General features: G+C 59.0%; 16 protein-coding genes. 11 read left to right on the top strand and 5 right to left on the bottom strand.

Translation table 11 applies throughout. The features are described 5' to 3' along the window. Positions 1 to 6: 6 nt before the first annotated feature. Positions 7 to 936: a lysophospholipid acyltransferase family protein gene (locus tag P4L78_RS22345; protein WP_309330856.1), complete on the bottom strand. Its 930-nt coding sequence runs from the start codon at positions 934 to 936 to the stop codon at positions 7 to 9. Between the two features lie 128 nt (positions 937 to 1,064). Then, positions 1,065 to 2,342 carry an MFS transporter gene (locus P4L78_RS22340; protein ID WP_309330854.1) on the bottom strand — a complete coding sequence of 426 codons (1,278 nt, stop codon included), beginning with the start codon at positions 2,340 to 2,342 and terminating at the stop codon, positions 1,065 to 1,067. A gap of 125 nt (positions 2,343 to 2,467) precedes the next feature. On the opposite strand from P4L78_RS22340, the gene P4L78_RS22335 reads away from it, so the two are divergent. Next, entirely contained in the window at positions 2,468 to 3,082 is a 615-nt protein-coding gene (locus P4L78_RS22335; RefSeq protein ID WP_309330852.1) for a TetR/AcrR family transcriptional regulator, read from the top strand. 30 nt (positions 3,083 to 3,112) lie between these two features. Here the strand turns inward: P4L78_RS22335 and P4L78_RS22330 are convergent, their stop codons facing one another. The 3 genes from P4L78_RS22330 to P4L78_RS22320 form a co-directional block, all read right to left on the bottom strand. Beyond that, complete coding sequence (locus P4L78_RS22330) at positions 3,113 to 3,295, bottom strand: hypothetical protein (protein WP_283148055.1); 183 nt, start codon at positions 3,293 to 3,295, stop codon at positions 3,113 to 3,115. A gap of 293 nt (positions 3,296 to 3,588) precedes the next feature. Further along, the gene (gene bla, locus P4L78_RS22325) at positions 3,589 to 4,488 is read right to left on the bottom strand and encodes a class A beta-lactamase (RefSeq protein WP_309330850.1); all 900 of its coding nucleotides are present in this window, start codon (positions 4,486 to 4,488) and stop codon (positions 3,589 to 3,591) included. Positions 4,489 to 4,673: 185 nt separating this feature from the next. Next, a complete protein-coding gene (locus tag P4L78_RS22320; protein WP_309330848.1) occupies positions 4,674 to 4,988 on the bottom strand; it encodes a FlxA-like family protein in 315 nt (104 codons plus the stop codon). Positions 4,989 to 5,309: 321 nt separating this feature from the next. Between P4L78_RS22320 and P4L78_RS22315 the strand changes: the two genes are divergently transcribed. From P4L78_RS22315 to pgaD, 10 genes are all read left to right on the top strand, one after another. Beyond that, on the top strand, positions 5,310 to 6,341 hold the full coding sequence (locus P4L78_RS22315) for a M14 family zinc carboxypeptidase (protein WP_283148058.1): 1,032 nt from the start codon (positions 5,310 to 5,312) through the stop codon (positions 6,339 to 6,341). After that, entirely contained in the window at positions 6,331 to 7,131 is an 801-nt protein-coding gene (locus P4L78_RS22310) for an alpha/beta fold hydrolase (RefSeq protein ID WP_283148059.1), read from the top strand. Before P4L78_RS22315 ends, P4L78_RS22310 begins: the two co-directional genes overlap by 11 nt. Before the next feature lie 124 nt (positions 7,132 to 7,255). Further along, entirely contained in the window at positions 7,256 to 8,503 is a 1,248-nt protein-coding gene (locus tag P4L78_RS22305; RefSeq protein WP_309330845.1) for a SpoIIE family protein phosphatase, read from the top strand. Further along, the gene (locus P4L78_RS22300) at positions 8,500 to 9,102 is read left to right on the top strand and encodes a SiaB family protein kinase (RefSeq protein ID WP_309330843.1); all 603 of its coding nucleotides are present in this window, start codon (positions 8,500 to 8,502) and stop codon (positions 9,100 to 9,102) included. The genes P4L78_RS22305 and P4L78_RS22300 overlap by 4 nt, the downstream gene beginning before the upstream one ends. Before the next feature lie 24 nt (positions 9,103 to 9,126). Continuing rightward, positions 9,127 to 9,516: a DUF1987 domain-containing protein gene (locus P4L78_RS22295; protein ID WP_283148062.1), complete on the top strand. Its 390-nt coding sequence runs from the start codon at positions 9,127 to 9,129 to the stop codon at positions 9,514 to 9,516. 9 nt (positions 9,517 to 9,525) lie between these two features. Continuing rightward, positions 9,526 to 10,242 carry a diguanylate cyclase gene (locus P4L78_RS22290; RefSeq protein ID WP_283148063.1) on the top strand — a complete coding sequence of 239 codons (717 nt, stop codon included), beginning with the start codon at positions 9,526 to 9,528 and terminating at the stop codon, positions 10,240 to 10,242. Positions 10,243 to 10,609: 367 nt separating this feature from the next. After that, positions 10,610 to 13,120, top strand: a complete 2,511-nt coding sequence (gene pgaA / locus P4L78_RS22285) for a poly-beta-1,6 N-acetyl-D-glucosamine export porin PgaA (protein ID WP_309330841.1) — start codon at positions 10,610 to 10,612, stop codon at positions 13,118 to 13,120. After that, complete coding sequence (gene pgaB, locus P4L78_RS22280; protein WP_309330839.1) at positions 13,120 to 15,147, top strand: poly-beta-1,6-N-acetyl-D-glucosamine N-deacetylase PgaB; 2,028 nt, start codon at positions 13,120 to 13,122, stop codon at positions 15,145 to 15,147. Before pgaA ends, pgaB begins: the two co-directional genes overlap by 1 nt. Then, entirely contained in the window at positions 15,144 to 16,457 is a 1,314-nt protein-coding gene (gene pgaC / locus P4L78_RS22275) for a poly-beta-1,6-N-acetyl-D-glucosamine synthase (RefSeq protein ID WP_309330836.1), read from the top strand. The genes pgaB and pgaC overlap by 4 nt, the downstream gene beginning before the upstream one ends. Then, on the top strand, positions 16,454 to 16,963 hold the full coding sequence (gene pgaD / locus P4L78_RS22270) for a poly-beta-1,6-N-acetyl-D-glucosamine biosynthesis protein PgaD (RefSeq protein ID WP_309330834.1): 510 nt from the start codon (positions 16,454 to 16,456) through the stop codon (positions 16,961 to 16,963). The genes pgaC and pgaD overlap by 4 nt, the downstream gene beginning before the upstream one ends. Positions 16,964 to 16,977: the final 14 nt, after the last annotated feature.

The following is a 16,977-nucleotide window of genomic DNA, read 5'->3' as shown; positions in this document are numbered from 1 at the left end:
GCCTTCTCACGCGCCGCGCGGATGTTTGTAGCGGTTATAGCCCCACAGATATTGCTCGGGCGCGCGGGCGATCAGCTGTTCGAGCTTGCTGTTCAGATGCGATGCGGCAGTCTGACGGTCACTGGACAATGGCTCGGTAAGCACTTCCATATGGATGTGATAACTGCGCGCACCGGGCAAACGCTCGGCGAAGACCAGCACAATCGGTGCGTCGCTGAGTGCCTGCAAACGCTGCACCAGATTCATGGTGTAGGCCGATTTGCCAAAAAATGGCGCCCAGTCGCCTTCGCCACCACCTGGACATTGATCCGGCAAGATGCCGATGGTTTCGCCACGCTTGAGCGCTTTGACCAGCATACGCACACCGCGTGGCGTGGCCGGGGCCATGGCCAGATTCGGGCGACTGCGGGTGCGTTCAACCCAGTCGCGCAACCATGGGCGATGCGGCGGCTTGAACAATACGGTGGATGGATAGCGCTGGGCAAACAATGGCCCCAGCAATTCAAAACCGCCCAGATGCGGCGACAGCAGAATCAAACCTTTGCCTCGGGCCAGCAAGACATCCGTCGCTTCATGGAAGTTGGCTGGGGCTATGTTCAAGCCCTCAACCGGGTTGTTACGCATCCAGAAATAGGGAGTCTCCAGCAGCATGCGCCCGGCAGCACGGCGAGCTTCCTGCAGTTGCGCCAAAGTCCGCTCGGGAAAGGCTTGCAGATAATTTTGCTGCAGACGCGTGCCATAACGGCCCGGCAAGCGGGCAGCACCGGCGCCCAACCACGCCCCCAAAGCTTGTGCCCAGCTAAGCGGCAATAAAGAAAGCAGCCAGAAAACGGCGGTCATGATGATCCTGGCTCGACGACGCGGAGCGGCGGTAACAAACTGGAATGGAACAACGCCCGACGCAATGCGGGTGTTGACGAGTGAGGCCGGTGTCAAGGCAAGGCACCGAGCGCACTCTACCGGGAAAAGACCGCAAGGCTAAGTGCGCATGTGTGTCGCGGGTGTAATGACGACACCTGTTGTGACACGGCTAACTCTACGCGCACCGTGGTGGGGATCAGCAATCAGGCGATGGCCGGGACCATGGCGCGCCGGTGGATACGCAATACCAGGATCGCCCCCACTACGCACAGTCCGCCGGAAATCATGGTGGCGACGGTGTACGAGCCCAGACTGTTGCGCAACATGCCCGCACCCAGCGCGGCAAAGGCGGCCCCTAATTGATGCCCGGCGACAATCCAGCCAAACACAATTGGCGCATCGCGGGAGCCGAATACGTCGGTGGTCAGCCGCACGGTGGGCGGTACCGTGGCAACCCAGTCCAGCCCATAGAAGAAAGCAAAGATCGGCAGGCCAAAGTAGGTGATACCAAATGCGTACGGCAAAAAGATCAGCGCCAGGCCGCGCAGGCCGTAATACCAGAACAACAGCACGCGATTATTGAAGCGGTCTGATAACCAGCCGGAGAACGTGGTGCCCACCAGATCAAGCAAACCCATCGTTGCCAGAATGCTGGCGCCTTTCACTTCCGACAATCCGTAATCGCCACACATGGCAATAAAGTGGGTGCCGATATAGCCGTTGGTGCTGGCCCCGCAGATAAAAAAGCTGAAGAACAGCAGCCAGAAGTCACGCGATTTGCTAGCTTTGCCCAGCGCGTCAAAGGCGATTTTGATGGGGTTTATGTGGCTGGCAACTTGATCGGCCGGAGCATCCACTGGCTCGCCGAACGGGCGCAGCCCAACACTGGTGGGGCGTTCCGGCAGCAAGAAAGCAATCAATGGCAAGATCAGTACAGCCAGTGCGGCAACGGTAAGCACAATCGGCCGCCAGCCGTAGCGCTCCACAATGGCCGCCATCAATGGCAGAAATAGCAACTGCCCGGTGGCGGAGCTGGCGGTGAGGATGCCCATCGCCAGACCACGCCGTTGACTGAACCAGCGATTTACCACAGTGGCGCCCAGCGTCATTGAAGTTGCGCCGGTAGCCATGCCCACCAATACGCCCCAGATCAGCACCATATGCCAGGTGGAGGTCATCAGGCTGGATAAGCCCACGCCAATCGCCAGAATGGTGAGTGCGGTGAGCACGGTGCGGCGCAAGCCAAAGCGCTGCATGGCGGCAGCGGCGAATGGGCCCATCAAGCCGAACAGCGCCAGGTTGATCGACAAAGCCAGCGATACCGTGGTGCGGCTCCAGCCGAAGTCGTGCTCTAGCGGCACCATCATGACGCTGGGTGTGGAACGCGTGCCGGCGGTAATCAGCATGATCAAAAAGACTACGGCCAGGGTGACCCAGCCGTAATGGAAACGGCCTTTGGACCAGCGCGCGAATGCATACATAGGTTTCTCTCTCTGCCACCGAGGCCAGGTTTTTGAGTGAATTGTTACCGACCGGTAACATTTGCTTGAGATGTTAGTGACCGAGCGGTAACATTGTCAACACTTATGCAATGGAGTATGCAACGATGACCCCGCAAAAAGCAGCCGCCCCACGCACAGTCACGCAGGGTGCACTGGCGCACAGCCAGATTCTGGATGCGGCGGAAGAGTTGTTTTATCAGGAAGGCGCCCGCTCCAGCGGGATCGACGCCGTGGTCAAACGGGCTGGTGTCAACAAGATGAGCCTGTATCGACAGTTTGAATCCAAAGATGATTTACTCAAGCAGTATTTGCAGCGGCGCGACGAAAAATTCCTGGCCTACCTGCATGCCAGCCTGGATAAACATCCAGGTCAGCCGCGGCGGCAACTGGAACAGTTTTTTACCGATCTGGCTGCGCGCACGGCGACACCGGGCTATCGCGGCTGCCCGTTTGTGAATATCGCTGCGGAATTTCCGGATACCGAACACTTTGCCCGGCAAATGGTGGCGGGTAACAAGGCGCGCTTGTTGGCCGCTTTGACAGAACTGGCGCATGCCGCCGGAGCGAGCGATGCGCCCGGCCTGGCCGCCGGGCTGGCGCTGCTGATTGAAGGTGCTTATACCGCCAGCCAGACTTATGCTCCGGGCAACAGCCTGTTGCCCGCTTTGCCGCTGGTGGCAAAGATCCTGCTGGATGCCGCGTTGCCCGCGAACACCTGAGAGCGGAGTTCGCGAATTACGGCATGCTGCTTACTTGGGTTCGACGTGGTCTTTGAGCAAACGACCCAGCAGCGATGGTTTGGCTTCTTTGCCATCATCGGTTTTGCCTTCGGACGATGCTTTGCCAAAACGGTCGGGCGAGCCCTTCTTGCGCATGGATTCTTTGAGGCGCACAGCGGCGAGGCGCTGCAGGTCAAAATGGTTGATCGGCATGGTGGTTTCCTGATTCAGATCACAAAGATCAATATATGAAATAGCTGCCGCCAAGAGCGCTCTGACGTTCACTCATGGCAACGTCAGCGGTTTTTGCGGCAGTCCAGAGAGGCTCGATCCGATGCCGGTTGATCGACAAAAGTCCTGTCAAATCAGCAGGATCGGCCAGAAAAGTGCGGGCGGGGCCTGCTTGGTCAGGGCGAATGATACGGGTACAGGGCGCCGGGCTGTCAACCGGCACCTCTGAATGGCAGGAAACCGCCCGCAGCCAGGCGCGCTATTCCGGTCGGGTTTTAACTAAAACTGGCGTGTACCAGACGACCCACTTCGGCCAGCGTGGATTGCTCGCGTTCGGTTGGCGTGACCTTGTTGCCGTGGATATACGCCGTGACCAGAATCGGCGCCCGCTGTGGTGGCCAGATAATGGCGATATCGTTGGTTGCCGCACCGGCATTGCCCGAGCCCGTCTTGTCGCCGATCTGCCAGTCCGCCGGTAAACCGGCCTTGATTTTGGCGGTGCCGGTGGTATTGCCGCGCAGCCAGGTGGCCAGTTGCTGGCGCGAAGCGGCCGACAAAATATCATTGCCCAACAAAATGCGTTGCATGGTGGCCAGCATCGCGGCTGGCGTAGTGGTATCGCGTGGATCGCCCGGAATACAAGTATTCAGCGACGGCTCATTGCGGTCCAGCCGGGTAACGGCATCCCCGTGAGCGCGTAAAAACGCGGTCAGTTGCGCCGGGCCGCCAACCATATCCAGCAGCAGATTGGCGGCGGTGTTGTCACTGTATTGCACTGCGGCGGCACACAGTGCGCCGACACTCAATTGGCCTTGCGCCAGATGCTCCCGGGCAATCGGTGCGTATTCCTGCAAGTCCGCCTTGCTGTATTTAACGGGCTGTTCCAGTTGCGTCTGGTGGGCGTCCACCCGCGCCAGGATCGCCGTTGCCAGCAAAAACTTGAAGGTACTGCACATGGGGAAACGCTCATCTGCCCGATGCGCAATGCGCTGACCCGTGCCGGTATCCAGTGCCAGCACGCCAAGACGACCACCGACGCGGTTTTCCAGTTCTTGCAAGCGGGCCGAAGCCGTGGCGACGGGGCTAGCGTTGGTGGCTGCGTTGGCGGGCAAACGAGCGAAGGCAAACAAGGCCGCTGCGCCGGTCAGCAATTGACGGCGAGATAGGTAAGACATGAGGTGATTCATTCCGCGAGAGGGCAGGCGCGACGCCCGCCAGCTATTGAAGGAGAAGCCGAACGCGGAAAGTATAGACAAACACCAGCCCGACGTGATGTGAGTGAGTCGGCAAAATACACAAAATGGCCTGAATGGGGCAGAACAAGGTGGCCTCGCAGTCTGAGCGAGGCCAGTGTTCTAGATCAGGCAGAAGTATTAACCAGCGTGCCCGCTGTGGATGTCGCTGCCGATGCCGTCGTAATGGACGGGGTAGCGGCAGCCTGAGTCGCCGTGTTCTGCTGGGCGGCGATTTCTTGCTGGATGGTCTGGATCTGCAACTCGATGGACTGCACCTGCGCGGCGCCTGCCGGAGTGCTGGCGTTGGCTTCGGCGGTGGCCAGTTGTTTCTCCAGCGCTGCCAGTTGTTGCTGCAAGCTGGTGCTGGAACTGCTGCTGGTGCTTTGCGTGGTGCTGCCAATGGCCGAGGTGGACGAAACTGCGCTGACTGAAGTAACCATGTTCTTATCCTCTAGATATAAGAACCATTCATTCATCCGCTCTGACTAGCTGCATTTGCTGGCGCGGGCTCCCGGAAAAGCGGCAGGAATGGTTCAACACATAAAAAAGCGTGGCCGGTCAGCGCGCGTGCGTGCGCTAACCTCTTGATGGTTAGAGCATATGCCCCACAAATAGTGAAGTCACCGAGAGATACACGCCCGATACAAAAATCCTGCTTTGGCTGGGCGGATCGCGCGCTCTGGCCATACTTGTCATGAAAGCGTCACGGCTGCCCGAGCGCGGACTGGCTATGCTGTTTCCAGTTCAATTAGCGCGCTACCGTGACTCCACTCAACGACCTTCTTCCCGAGCTGGCCCAACTGGAACGTCTTATCAAGATGGGCCAGGGGCGACTCACTGTGCGTACTGTCGCCGAGGTCAATGTGGCGCAGTACTGCTTGCCCATCATGGTGCTGACGCTGGGTAGTTCGGCGCCCGATGCGCCGCTGGTGGGCTTCTTTGGTGGCGTACACGGACTGGAACGCATCGGTACCCAGGTGGTGCTCACTTTTCTACACAGCCTGCTGACTCGGCTGCATTGGGACCCAGTACTGGAACATCAGCTAAGCCGGGTCCGCTTGTTGTTCATGCCGCTGGTAAATCCGGGGGGCATGCTCAAGCGACGTCGTTCCAATCCTGCCGGGGTTGATCTGATGCGCAACGCGCCACTTGATGCGATCGACCCGGTGCCCTGGTTGCTGGGGGGGCATCGTATTGGCAGTTGGCTGCCGTGGTATCGCGGGGCACATGGCCAATGGATGCAGCCAGAAAGCGAAGCGCTCTGTGCGGTGGTCGAACAGGAAATCCAGCAGCGCAGCCAGGTCTTGATGCTCGATTGCCACTCCGGTTTTGGCATGCATGACCGCATCTGGTTTCCGCTGGCGGGCAGCCGTCGCCCCATTGAATCGGTGGGGGAGATTTACACCCTCAAAACGCTGTTCGACCAGGCGTATCCGCATCATCGTTATGTATTTGAACCGCAGAGTCACCAGTACCTCACGCATGGCGATTTGTGGGATCACCTCTATCTGCAAGCGCGGGAGCGCAATCCGGACCAGCTGTTTTTACCGCTCACGCTGGAAATGGGTTCGTGGAAATGGGTGCGCAAAAATCCGCGGCAGTTGTTTTCGCGTCTTGGCGCGTTCAACCCGGTGGCGCCGCATCGCCAGCAGCGGGTGATGCGCACGCATCTGGCGTTTATGGAATTCCTCACTCGGCTGGCTGGCAGCGAAGAGCGCTGGCTGGCGGGCGATCAGCGCAGCGCGCGCCACCGGCGTGAAGCCATGAACCTGTGGTATCGCAATGGCACTTGATCCAGCCCACTTGCCAGCGCCAGACAACGCCCGGCCATGGGTGCTATTGCGCGGGCTCGGGCGTGAAGCACGGCACTGGGGCGAGTTTCCGCAGCGATTGCAGCTGGCGCTGGGCGATGTGCCGGTGCTTACGCCAGATCTGCCGGGTAATGGCTATTTATGGCAAGAAAACGCTGGTGTGACCGTCGCCGAACAATGCGAGCACTTGCGTGGACAGTTGGCTCCAGTGCTGGCCGAAGGCCCGGTGAACGTGCTGGCATTGTCGCTGGGCGGCATGGTGGCGCTGGATTGGGCTAGCCGCTATCCGGCTGAAGTGGCGCGACTGGTATTGGTGAACACCAGTCTGTCGGCGCTGGCACCATTCTGGCGCCGTTTGCGCTGGCAAAGTTATCCCGCATTGTTGGGGCTGCTTGGGCAGAAAACAGCCCTGCGCGAACAAGGCATTCTGGCTTTGACCAGCAACCTGCCAGCGCGACGCTCGCAAGTGCTGGCCGACTGGGTCGCGTGGCAAACCGCACATCCGGTCTCTGTCGCCAACCTGTTGCGTCAGTTACTGGCCGCAGCGCGTTTTCAGGCGCCCAAAGTTTGGCCGCGCTGCCCGGCGCTGGTGGTGACCAGCGCACAGGACCGGCTGGTTGATCCCTACTGTTCGGCGCAACTGGCGCAGGCCACCGGTTGGCCACTGCAGATCAATGCTCACGCCGGGCATGACTTGCCGCTGGACGACGCGCTGTGGCTCGCGCAGGCGGTGGTGTTGTGGCAGGGCATGCAGACCAGGTCGCTTGCCTGAGGTGAAAACGGGCCGCCAACCGACCAACGCCTGTAAGAAATCTGCTGAACAAACTGTTATCGTAATCAGCATTTAATAATTTCCTGATACAAATTGCGCATTCCTGTCCCGTAAGGGTTGCCCGATGCCAGCGCAATTTAATGCCTCACGTGGTTCATTGCCGCGTTTTCGCCAGCCTTCAGCTGCCGATTTGTGCGTCGTCGCGACCGCAATTACTTCAGAAGAAACCAATCAAGCCGTGCTGGATGTCTTCAACGACCAGCGCGAACTGATCAGCTTGCCGGTGGTGGAAAACGGCCGCCCGATCGGGCTGATCAACCGCAATATTTTTATGTCGCAAATGTCCAAGCCGTTTCATCGCGAGCTGTACGGCAAAAAAAGCTGCATTGCTTTTATGGACAAAGAACCGCTGATTGCTGAAGCCAACCTGGGCATCGAAAGCCTGACTTTTCGCGCCGTTGAGTATGGCGAAAAAGCACTGGCCGACGGCTTCATCATTACCCGTGATGGTCAATACGCGGGCGTGGGCCACGGCTTGCAGTTGATGCGCGTGGTGGCCGACATGCAGGCGGAGAAAAACCGCCAGATCATGCACAGCATTGATTACGCCAGTGTGATCCAGCGTGCGACCTTGCAAGTGTCGCGGGCCGCGCTGGCCGAAACGCTGACCGATGCCAGCCTGGTGTGGGAGCCGCGCGATGTGGTGGGTGGCGACTTCTATCACTTTGCCCGCTTTGCCGATGGCTGGTTTGCAGCGATTGCTGACTGTACCGGCCACGGCGTGCCCGGCGCCTTCATGACGCTGATTTCGTCGTCCATGCTGGCTCAGGCGATTGAGCGCAACAACCCGCGTGATCCGGCCCACTTAATGGGGCTGGTAAGCCGGGGCATTAAACAGATGCTGGGGCAGACGGCAGAACGCAGCGAACTGGCTGAATCCAATGACGGGCTGGATGCGGCCTTTATGTGGTTCGATAACGCCACGCAAACGCTGACCTTTGCCGGCGCCCGCACCGCGTTGTATCTGCTTTACCCAGACGCTCCGCAAATTGAAATGATCGAGGGTGATCGGGCTGGCGTGGGTTATGTGGACAGCAATGCGGACCACCAGTGGACCAACCGCGTGCTGCCACTGACGCCGAACACCTTGTTGTTTGTGACCACCGACGGTCTGGTAGACCAGATTGGCGGGCGCAAGCAAATTGCCTTTGGCAAACGGCGTATCCGCGACGCTATCGTGGCGCGACGCCATCAGAGTACAACGCAGATTACCGACGATTTGCTGATCGAACTGGCCAACTGGCAAGTGGACGAAACGCGCCGCGATGACCTGACCTGCTTATGTGTGCGCATCGGTGGCACCCAACCATGACTGAACTGAACATGTATATGAGTACGTTGCCGGAGCACGACATGATTTATCAGCAATACCGCGACTTTTGTGATGCCGCGCGGCAGCGCCATGTGATTTTTTATTACGTAGGCTATTTTTCGCAGCACATTATCGGTGCCATGGCAGATGCGCTCAAGCTGCGACTGGAAGTCAGCGGAATGGCTGGCCCAACGCGGCGCAAACTGTTCTCGTCTTTTGTCGAGATGTCGCAAAACATCATCCATTATTCGGCCGACGCGTTGACGCCGATTGATCTGGATAACCACGAAGTACGCCATGGATCGGTGTGCATCGGCATTCAGGATGATCACTACTACCTGCTGTGCGCCAACCCGATCAAAGCCGATTCAGCCGAAGCACTGCGCCAGCGGATCGAGCCATTGCGCTCGATGACGCTGGAAGAAATCAAGCAAGCCTACAAAGAAGCACTGCGCTCGGATGCGCCCGAAGACAGCAAAGGCGCTGGCGTGGGCTTTCTGACCATGGCGCGTGACGCTAGCGTGCCACTGGAATTTGAATTTGTGCCGATGCCGCACGAGCCGGATCTGTGCATGTTTTATATCAAAGCCATTATCTGACCGACCAGAACACCAGGACTTATCATGGACAACCTGTTTATCGCCGCCACGCCGACCTCGCCTGAGGTCGATTTCCGTTTTAGCCAACACGTGCTGTCGCTCAAAGGCGAGTCCTATCCGGAAAACGCGGCCGCCTTTTATGGCGAAATCATTGCCAACGTGCGCACGTATCTCGCGGGCTGCCAGCAGGCCAATATCGAGGTCAACGTGGCACTGGCCTACTTCAATAGCTCCAGCACCAAAGTGTTGTTCAATCTGTTCGATGCCTTCAATCAGGCCGCGCTGATGGGCAATCACGTCACCCTGAACTGGTATCACGACGAAGACGACGACACCATTCTGGAGTTCGGTCAGGAATTGCAGGATGACTTTGGCGCGCTGGATTTTCACGATCACGCACTGAGCGGCGTTTGAAGCCGACACATGCCTGGTACTGATCCTGATCTGTTTGACCTGGAACACGCTGCGCTGGCCGAGGCGAGCGTGGTGTATGACGACGTGCATGCGCCGGCGGGCATCCAGCGGCTGGCGCTGGGTGAGTTGATCGGGCATTACGAGCGCTTGTTGCGTGAAACGCGGCGGCTGATTCAGCGCAGCGACCGGCAAGAGCGCGAAATGAATGTGCTTAACCAGCGGCTGCAAACGCTGGCCATCAACCTGGATTACCGCGCCCGCCACGACACGCTCACTGGCGTGCTCAATCGTGGTGCGGTGATCGAACTGTGCAACGACACACTGCTGCACAGCGATATCGCGCTGGTGGTGCTGGACCTGGACCACTTCAAACGCATCAACGATACCTTCGGCCATCCGGCGGGCGATGCGGTGCTGTGCGCGGTGGTGGAGCAACTGCAGTCGGTGGTGGGTGAGATCGGGCAGATTGGTCGGGTCGGCGGTGAGGAATTCACCGTCATGTTGCCTGGGCTGCTGCTGGACGATGCCATGCAACTGGCGGAGTACATGCGTGCTGCCGTGGCAACGCACGTTTTTCCATCTCCGATCGAACGGGCGATGACTGCCAGCTTTGGCGTGAGCTGGAGTGCCGCGGGCACTCCATTTGAAAGTGCCTACAGCCGCGCTGACGAGGCGCTATATGTGGCCAAGCGCAATGGCCGCAACCAGGTTGTGCGCGCCCGCTGATTGTTGTTTTTCCTTTCCGACTCAACTCGCCCTGCGCGCTGACTTTTCCCCAAGAAACAAGTACTTGTCCAATTGCCGCATCCATATGCGGCTTTCTTACGTATATCCATTGAAACGGCGCTGAGCGGTCATTGCCGTTGCGGCATGCTATTTGTCATGTTTTATTGGAAATTTATGGTTGTACGTAAAAATAAAGTGTTTGTCTTACATTTTTAATGTGACTAAATAAGCTTTTGATTATGCTAATAATGAGTCCAATCTATTGTATGTATTGATATTTTTGATTATCATTCGGCCGTGTTTTATGAGAATTTGTATCGCCAGTTTGAAATAATCTAACAGATATAGACAGGAATCAGGTTGGTTAATGAGTTGCCCTAATGCCGTAACCTCCCTGTCGAGCATAAGCTGGCGTACTGCAAGACGCTCTGTCCTGCCGTTGTCTCTTGTTTTACTTACGGCTGCGCCCCTTGCGTTGGCCGCTTCTTCTGCCAGCGAAGACCTGCGCTACCGCGAAGCAATCGAAAACGCCCGCAACAGCAAACTGGATGACGCCGCTCAGTCCTTGCAGGATTTGCTGGCCGCACACCCCACTGAATTGCGTTATCGCCATGATCTGGTTGCGGTTTATGCCTGGCAGGGTAGTTATGCCCAGGCAGTCGCGCTGGCGCGTGGTTTGAGTCTGGACACCACCCCGCTGTACGTTCTGCAAGCGTGGGCTGACGCCGAAAAGAACACGCAAAACCTGGATCAGGCCCAAGCCATCTACCAAGCCATTGACCGGCGCGAGCCAGTACGGCTGGCGATTCAGATTTCGTTGGCGCAGCTGGATATCCTGCGTGACAAGGCTCCGCAAGCGCTGGCCCGGCTGCAAGCGGTCGATGCCGACAAACTCAATCCAGCTGACCGTATTGCCTTGCAGGAAATGCTGATCCGCACCTGGCTGGCTTTGCAGGATTACCCCGAAGCGATCAAGCAGAGCGACGAGTTGCTGGCGATTGCCCCCGCCAACCGCACCGCGCTGGAGGCGAAATTTGTCTCCAACCTGCGCATGGATGCGCCACGTCTGGCACTGGCCACCAGTTTGACGCTCACTCCGGCTGATCGCGCAGCGGCCAAAACTGCCGCCATTTCACGGGAAATCCGCTGGGGTCGGGCCGAGGCCGATAACTCGCGGGCATCGTCGCCCACCCGTTGGGTGACCACTGACGCTGCCATCAATTCCGCCCAACAACATATCGATGAACTAAGCCGCAACGAGCCAGCCGGATCGGATGCTCTGTTGCGTCAGCAATACGATCTGCTGGTGGTGCTGGTTGATCGCCGCCGCAACCGCGAGGCGGTTGATCTGTACCGCATGCTGCAACTGCAGGGCGCGGCTATCCCGGCGTGGTTGAAAATACCGGCCGCCAGCGCTTACCTGGCGCTACGGCAGCCAGACATGGCCATCAAACTGTATGAACAAGCCTTTGCCGCCAAGGTGGGCGACTTTGATGCGCATGTGAATTATGTTTACGCGCTACTTGAAGCCGAGCACGCCGAGGCCGCCATCGCCGCGGCGGATCAACTGGTGGCCGACACCCCGGAATGGCGCAACAACGCGTATCCGGCGCTGCGCGTGGAAAACCAGAATTATCCGGCAGCGCAACTGCTGGCGGCGCAGGTGCGGGCGTTTACCGAGCAACTGGCCGATGCCCAACGGCGGGTGGATGACCTGCACCGACGCGCACCGGGCAATGAAGACATCGCCGCTGCCCAAGCTGACATTGACCGATTGCGTGGCTGGCCTCGTCGCGCGCTGACGCAACTGAACCGGCTGCATACGCTTAGCCCGGATTACATTTGGGTGATTCCGCCCACGTTTGACGCCCATATGGATACGGCGGACTTTGCCGCCGCCGCGACTGATCTCGCGCGAGCCCAACTGGAAATGCCTGACGACAGCGTCACCCAGCGGATGGAACGCAACTGGCAGGATCATCTGCGCCCGCAAACCGTGACGACGCTGGCATTCGGGCGCAGCGGTGGCGGCAAGGAAGGGCTGGCTGGCAACGGTGATGTCCACGATCTGATGTTTGACAGCCGCGTTTACAGCAGTCCGTTCGCCGACAACTGGCGCGCCTATGCTCGCGCTGGCTGGCAACAAAGCACCAGCAATGTAGAAAACCTGCTGCGGCGCGTGGGCGGTGCTGGCCTGGAATATCGCTCACCCGATTGGTCCGGCGAAACCGAACTGGATGGTGCCAATGGCTCGTCTGGCACAGCCGGTGGGCATGTCGCGGTGAGCTATCACCCTAGCGACTTCTGGACCGTCGACTTGGGCTACGCGCACGACGGTGATGACACACCGCTGCGCGCTTTTGCCGACGGCGTGCATACCGACTTCACCAACACGGCGTTGCGCTATCGCTGGAGTGAATCGCGCGAAGTGGGGCTGGTGCTGTCGCATGGTCACTTCTCTGACGACAACACCCGGCTGGGCTGGGGTGTTTACGGCGTACAGCGGGCCGTCACCCAACCGTATTACCAGATGGATGTGCGGCTGGATGTCGGCGGCATGCATAACGACTTGCCTGCTACGGCCGCCAACTATTTCAACCCGTCCAGCCAGCAAGCCGGCGTGGTTTCGGTGATCAACCACTGGGTGCAATGGCGTCAGTACGAACGCCAGTTGAGCCACCGTCTCACGCTCAGCGCCGGAGAAAACTGGCAGCGCAGCTATGGCGCAGCCACCGTCGGCGGCGCTGCGTATGAACTCGAATATCAACTGAACGCCTTGCTGGACTGGCGGATCGGGACGGGCATTAACCGTGCGTACTACGACGGCAATGGCGAAACCGATTACTCCGTGCACGCCACGCTAGACTGGAAATTCTGATGAAGCACTCTCTGGCAGCGATCTTTCGCTCTGCTCTGGCCGCCGCACAAGGCCTGGTCAACTTGCCGCTACGGTTAGCGTCTGCGTTGGCGCTGGCTTTGACGTTGCTGCTGGCCTTGCCGCTGGCCCGCGCCGAAACCGCCACCTGGCCTGCCGACAGCTTTGAAGTGCTGTGTTATCACGAAGTGCGTGACGACGTGTGGGTGCTGCCTGATCCGTACGCCATCAGCACGCGACGGCTGGTGCAGCATTTTGAGTGGCTGCGTGAGAATGGTTACACCGTCATCAGCGTGGACGACATACTGGCGGCCCGCGCGGGCACCAAACCACTGCCACCCAAAGCCGTGTTGCTGACCTTCGATGACGGCTACAAGAGTTTTTATACCCACGTTTTTCCGCTGCTCAAAGAGTTTAACTACCACGCGGTGCAAGGGGTCGTCGGGCACTGGATTGACGCTGCCGACGGTGCCGACATTACCGCCGAATCGCGCAATTACAGCCGCGAAGACATCATGACCTGGGCTGAGGTCAAAGAGTTGTCTGACTCTGGCCTGGTCGAGATTGCCTCACACAGCTACAACGAGCACCACGGCATTCAGGCCAATCCGCAAGGTAATCAACTGCCGGCGTTGATTACGCATATTTACGACGCCACCACCGGCAAATATGAAACCGACGCGCAATATCTGGCGCGGGTGCAGCTGGACCTGAAAAAGAACGCAGAAGTTATCGCGCAGCACACCGGCAAAGCCCCGCGTGTGATGGTGTGGCCGTATGGACGCTACAACCAGGCGACAATTGAGGCGGCCAAAGCGGCGGGCATGCCGATCACGCTGACGCTGGATGACGGACCAAATGGCCCGGATATTCCGCTGGACCGCCTGCGCCGCGTGCTGATTACCCATTCCGATGGCGAAAGCGTGAAAGCGCTGGATGCCGCCATGCGCCCGTCGCCCGCCAAACCCATCCGCGTCATGCATGTGGATCTGGACTACGTCTACGACCCGGACCCCAAGCAGCAAGAACTGAACTTGGGCAAATTGCTGGATCGGGTCAAAGCCAGCGGTGCCAACACCGTTTTCCTGCAAGCATATGCCGACCCCAGTGGCGCCGGCGCCGCAACGGCGCTGTATTTCCCTAACCGCCATCTGCCCATGCGCGCTGATTTGTTTTCTCGCGCGGCTTGGCAACTTCAGACGCGCGCCGGGGTAAAGGTTTACGCCTGGATGCCGCTCAGTGCCTACGTCTTGCCAGAAACCGACCCGCTGGCAGGAAAACTGGTGACCGCCACCACGGCCAAAGGGGCGCAGGCTTATCACCGGCTCTCGCCATTTGACCCGGCGGTGCGCCAGTTGATTGGCGAAATCTATGACGATCTGGCCACCCATGCGGTGTTCCAGGGCGTGCTGTTCCATGACGACGCCACGCTCACCGACTTTGAAGATGACAGCCCGGCTGCCCGTGCGGTTTATCAATCTTGGGGTTTGCCCGGCAGTGTGGATGAAATCCGCAAAGACCCGGCGGCGATGCAACGCTGGACTGCGCTCAAGACCAGTTATCTGACGGATTTCTCGCTGCAACTGGCAGACCGGGTTCGCCACTGGCAACCCAATCTGAAAACCGCGCGCAATATGTACGCCCGCGTCGTCCTGCAGCCCGAAGCCCAAGCCTGGTTTGCCCAGTCGCTACCGGATTTCCTCGCCCATTACGACTACACCGCCATTATGGCGATGCCGTATATGGAAGGCGCAGCGCAGCCATTGCCATGGTTGAGCACGCTGGCCAAAACCGTGGCGGTTATTCCCGGCGCGCTGGACAAGACGGTGTTCGAGTTGCAGGCGGTGGACTGGAAAACCAGCAAGCCGGTGACCGGGCACGAACTGGCAATGCAGATGGACACCCTGATGGACGCCGGTGTCCGCAGCTATGGTTATTACCCGGATGATTTTGTCAAAGACCAACCCAAGCTGGATGAACTGGTCGAGCGTTTCTCGCTGCGCAGCTTTCCATATCGGGGCAGCAAGTGAATACGCTTTCATCACTCAGCACCGTGTTGCTGCAATTTGCCTTTTTCTATCCACTCACGATGGCGTGGATGTGGATGATTGGCGCGGTGCATTACTACTGGCGCTTTGAACGCCGTACCGCCAGCCTGGCGATTCCGCCCATCCTGGATAACTACCCTGGCGTATCGCTGGTGGTGCCGATGCACAACGAAAGTGCTAACGCGCGCGAAACCATCGCCCAGTTGATGTGCCAGCGTTATCCATTGTTTGAAGTCATTGCCGTCAACGATGGCAGCCGCGATGACACCGGCGAAATCCTCGATGAACTGGCGCTGGAATACCCACGTTTGCGGGTGATTCACCTGGCCACCAATCAGGGCAAGGCGATGGGGCTGAACACCGCAGCCCTGATTGCCAGATATGAATTCCTGATCTGCATTGATGGCGATGCGTTGCTGGATGAATACGCCGCCGCCTGGTTCATGCAGCACTTTGTCCACGGCCCGCGCCTGGGCGCCGTTACCGGCAACCCGCGCATCCGCAATCGCTCCACCTTGCTGGGCAAACTGCAGGTGGGCGAGTTCTCGTCGATTATCGGCATGATCAAACGGGCGCAGCGCACCTACGGGCGCATCTTCACCATCTCTGGCGTGGTTAGCGCGTTTCGCCGTGCAGCATTGCATGACGTGGGCTACTGGAGCCCGGAGATGCTGACCGAAGACATCGATATCAGCTGGAAACTGCAGATCGCCCACTGGGACATCCGCTACGAACCCAAGGCCCGTTGCTGGATTCTGATGCCCGAAACGCTGATGGGTTTGTGGAAGCAGCGGCTGCGCTGGGCCATGGGTGGGGTGCAGGTGCTGGCCAAGTATTTGCCGTCGCTGCTGTTCTGGCGCAAACGCCGGATGTGGGCGATTTACCTGGAATTCCTGCTGAGTGTGGCATGGGCTTACATCATGGGTGGCGTCATGGTGCTGTGGCTGCTCGGCCAGTTTTTGCCGTTGCCAGAACCGTTGTATATCCAGACTTTGCTGCCCGGCTGGAACGGCGTAGTGATCGGTGCGACCTGTTTGTTGCAGATTGCTGTCGCGCTGCGGCTGGACGCGCGTTACGACGAAGGGTTGGGGCGTTCGTATTACTGGATGGTCTGGTATCCGCTGGCGTACTGGTTGCTCAACATGCTGACCACCATCTGGGCCGTGCCCAAAACCCTGATGCGCAAACGCAATGCCCGCGCTGTCTGGGTGAGCCCGGATCGAGGCATTCAGCAAACCGTGCAAACGCCGCATCCGCCGGTGCATGAACACCATGTGAGTACCAAATCATGATGACGCAACCGCCGCTGCCATCGACGCATCTGATTATTGAACGACCCGACTGGCAAACCCGCCGTCAGCGCGTGGTTTATGGCTCGCTAACGGCCATGGGCTGGGCGCTGTGGGGATTTTTGTGGCTGCCACTGCTGACCGCAGTCGGCTGGCTGGGTGAAGCCTTCTTTGCCTGGCATCACATGGTGCAACTGGACGGATTCTCGGCTTTTCGCCATCTGGCCGCGTCTTATAGCGGCGCGCTGGTAGTGCTGGGCGGGATCTTCGTCGGCTGGGCCTCGTATAACTATCTGCGCTTTCGCGGCTACGACCGCCGCCGTCCACGCCCCACGGTAACCGACCACGATCTGGCTGACGCTTACCATGTGCCCGAAAGCGATGTTGCCCGCTGGCACGCGAGTCGACGGCTGGTGGTGTGGCATGACGAACACGGGCAGGTGGTGCGCGTGCAAACTGATCCGCCGCCACAGCACGAGATCGTGCCGGAGCCGGCGCCGGTGGTCTGAATTAGATACGACAC

This window comes from Silvimonas sp., from assembly GCF_031291215.1.
Taxonomy (GTDB): domain Bacteria; phylum Pseudomonadota; class Gammaproteobacteria; order Burkholderiales; family Chitinibacteraceae; genus Silvimonas; species Silvimonas soli.
Note: the sequence above shows the minus strand (reverse complement) of the source record. Positions and strands in the feature narration are given on the sequence as shown.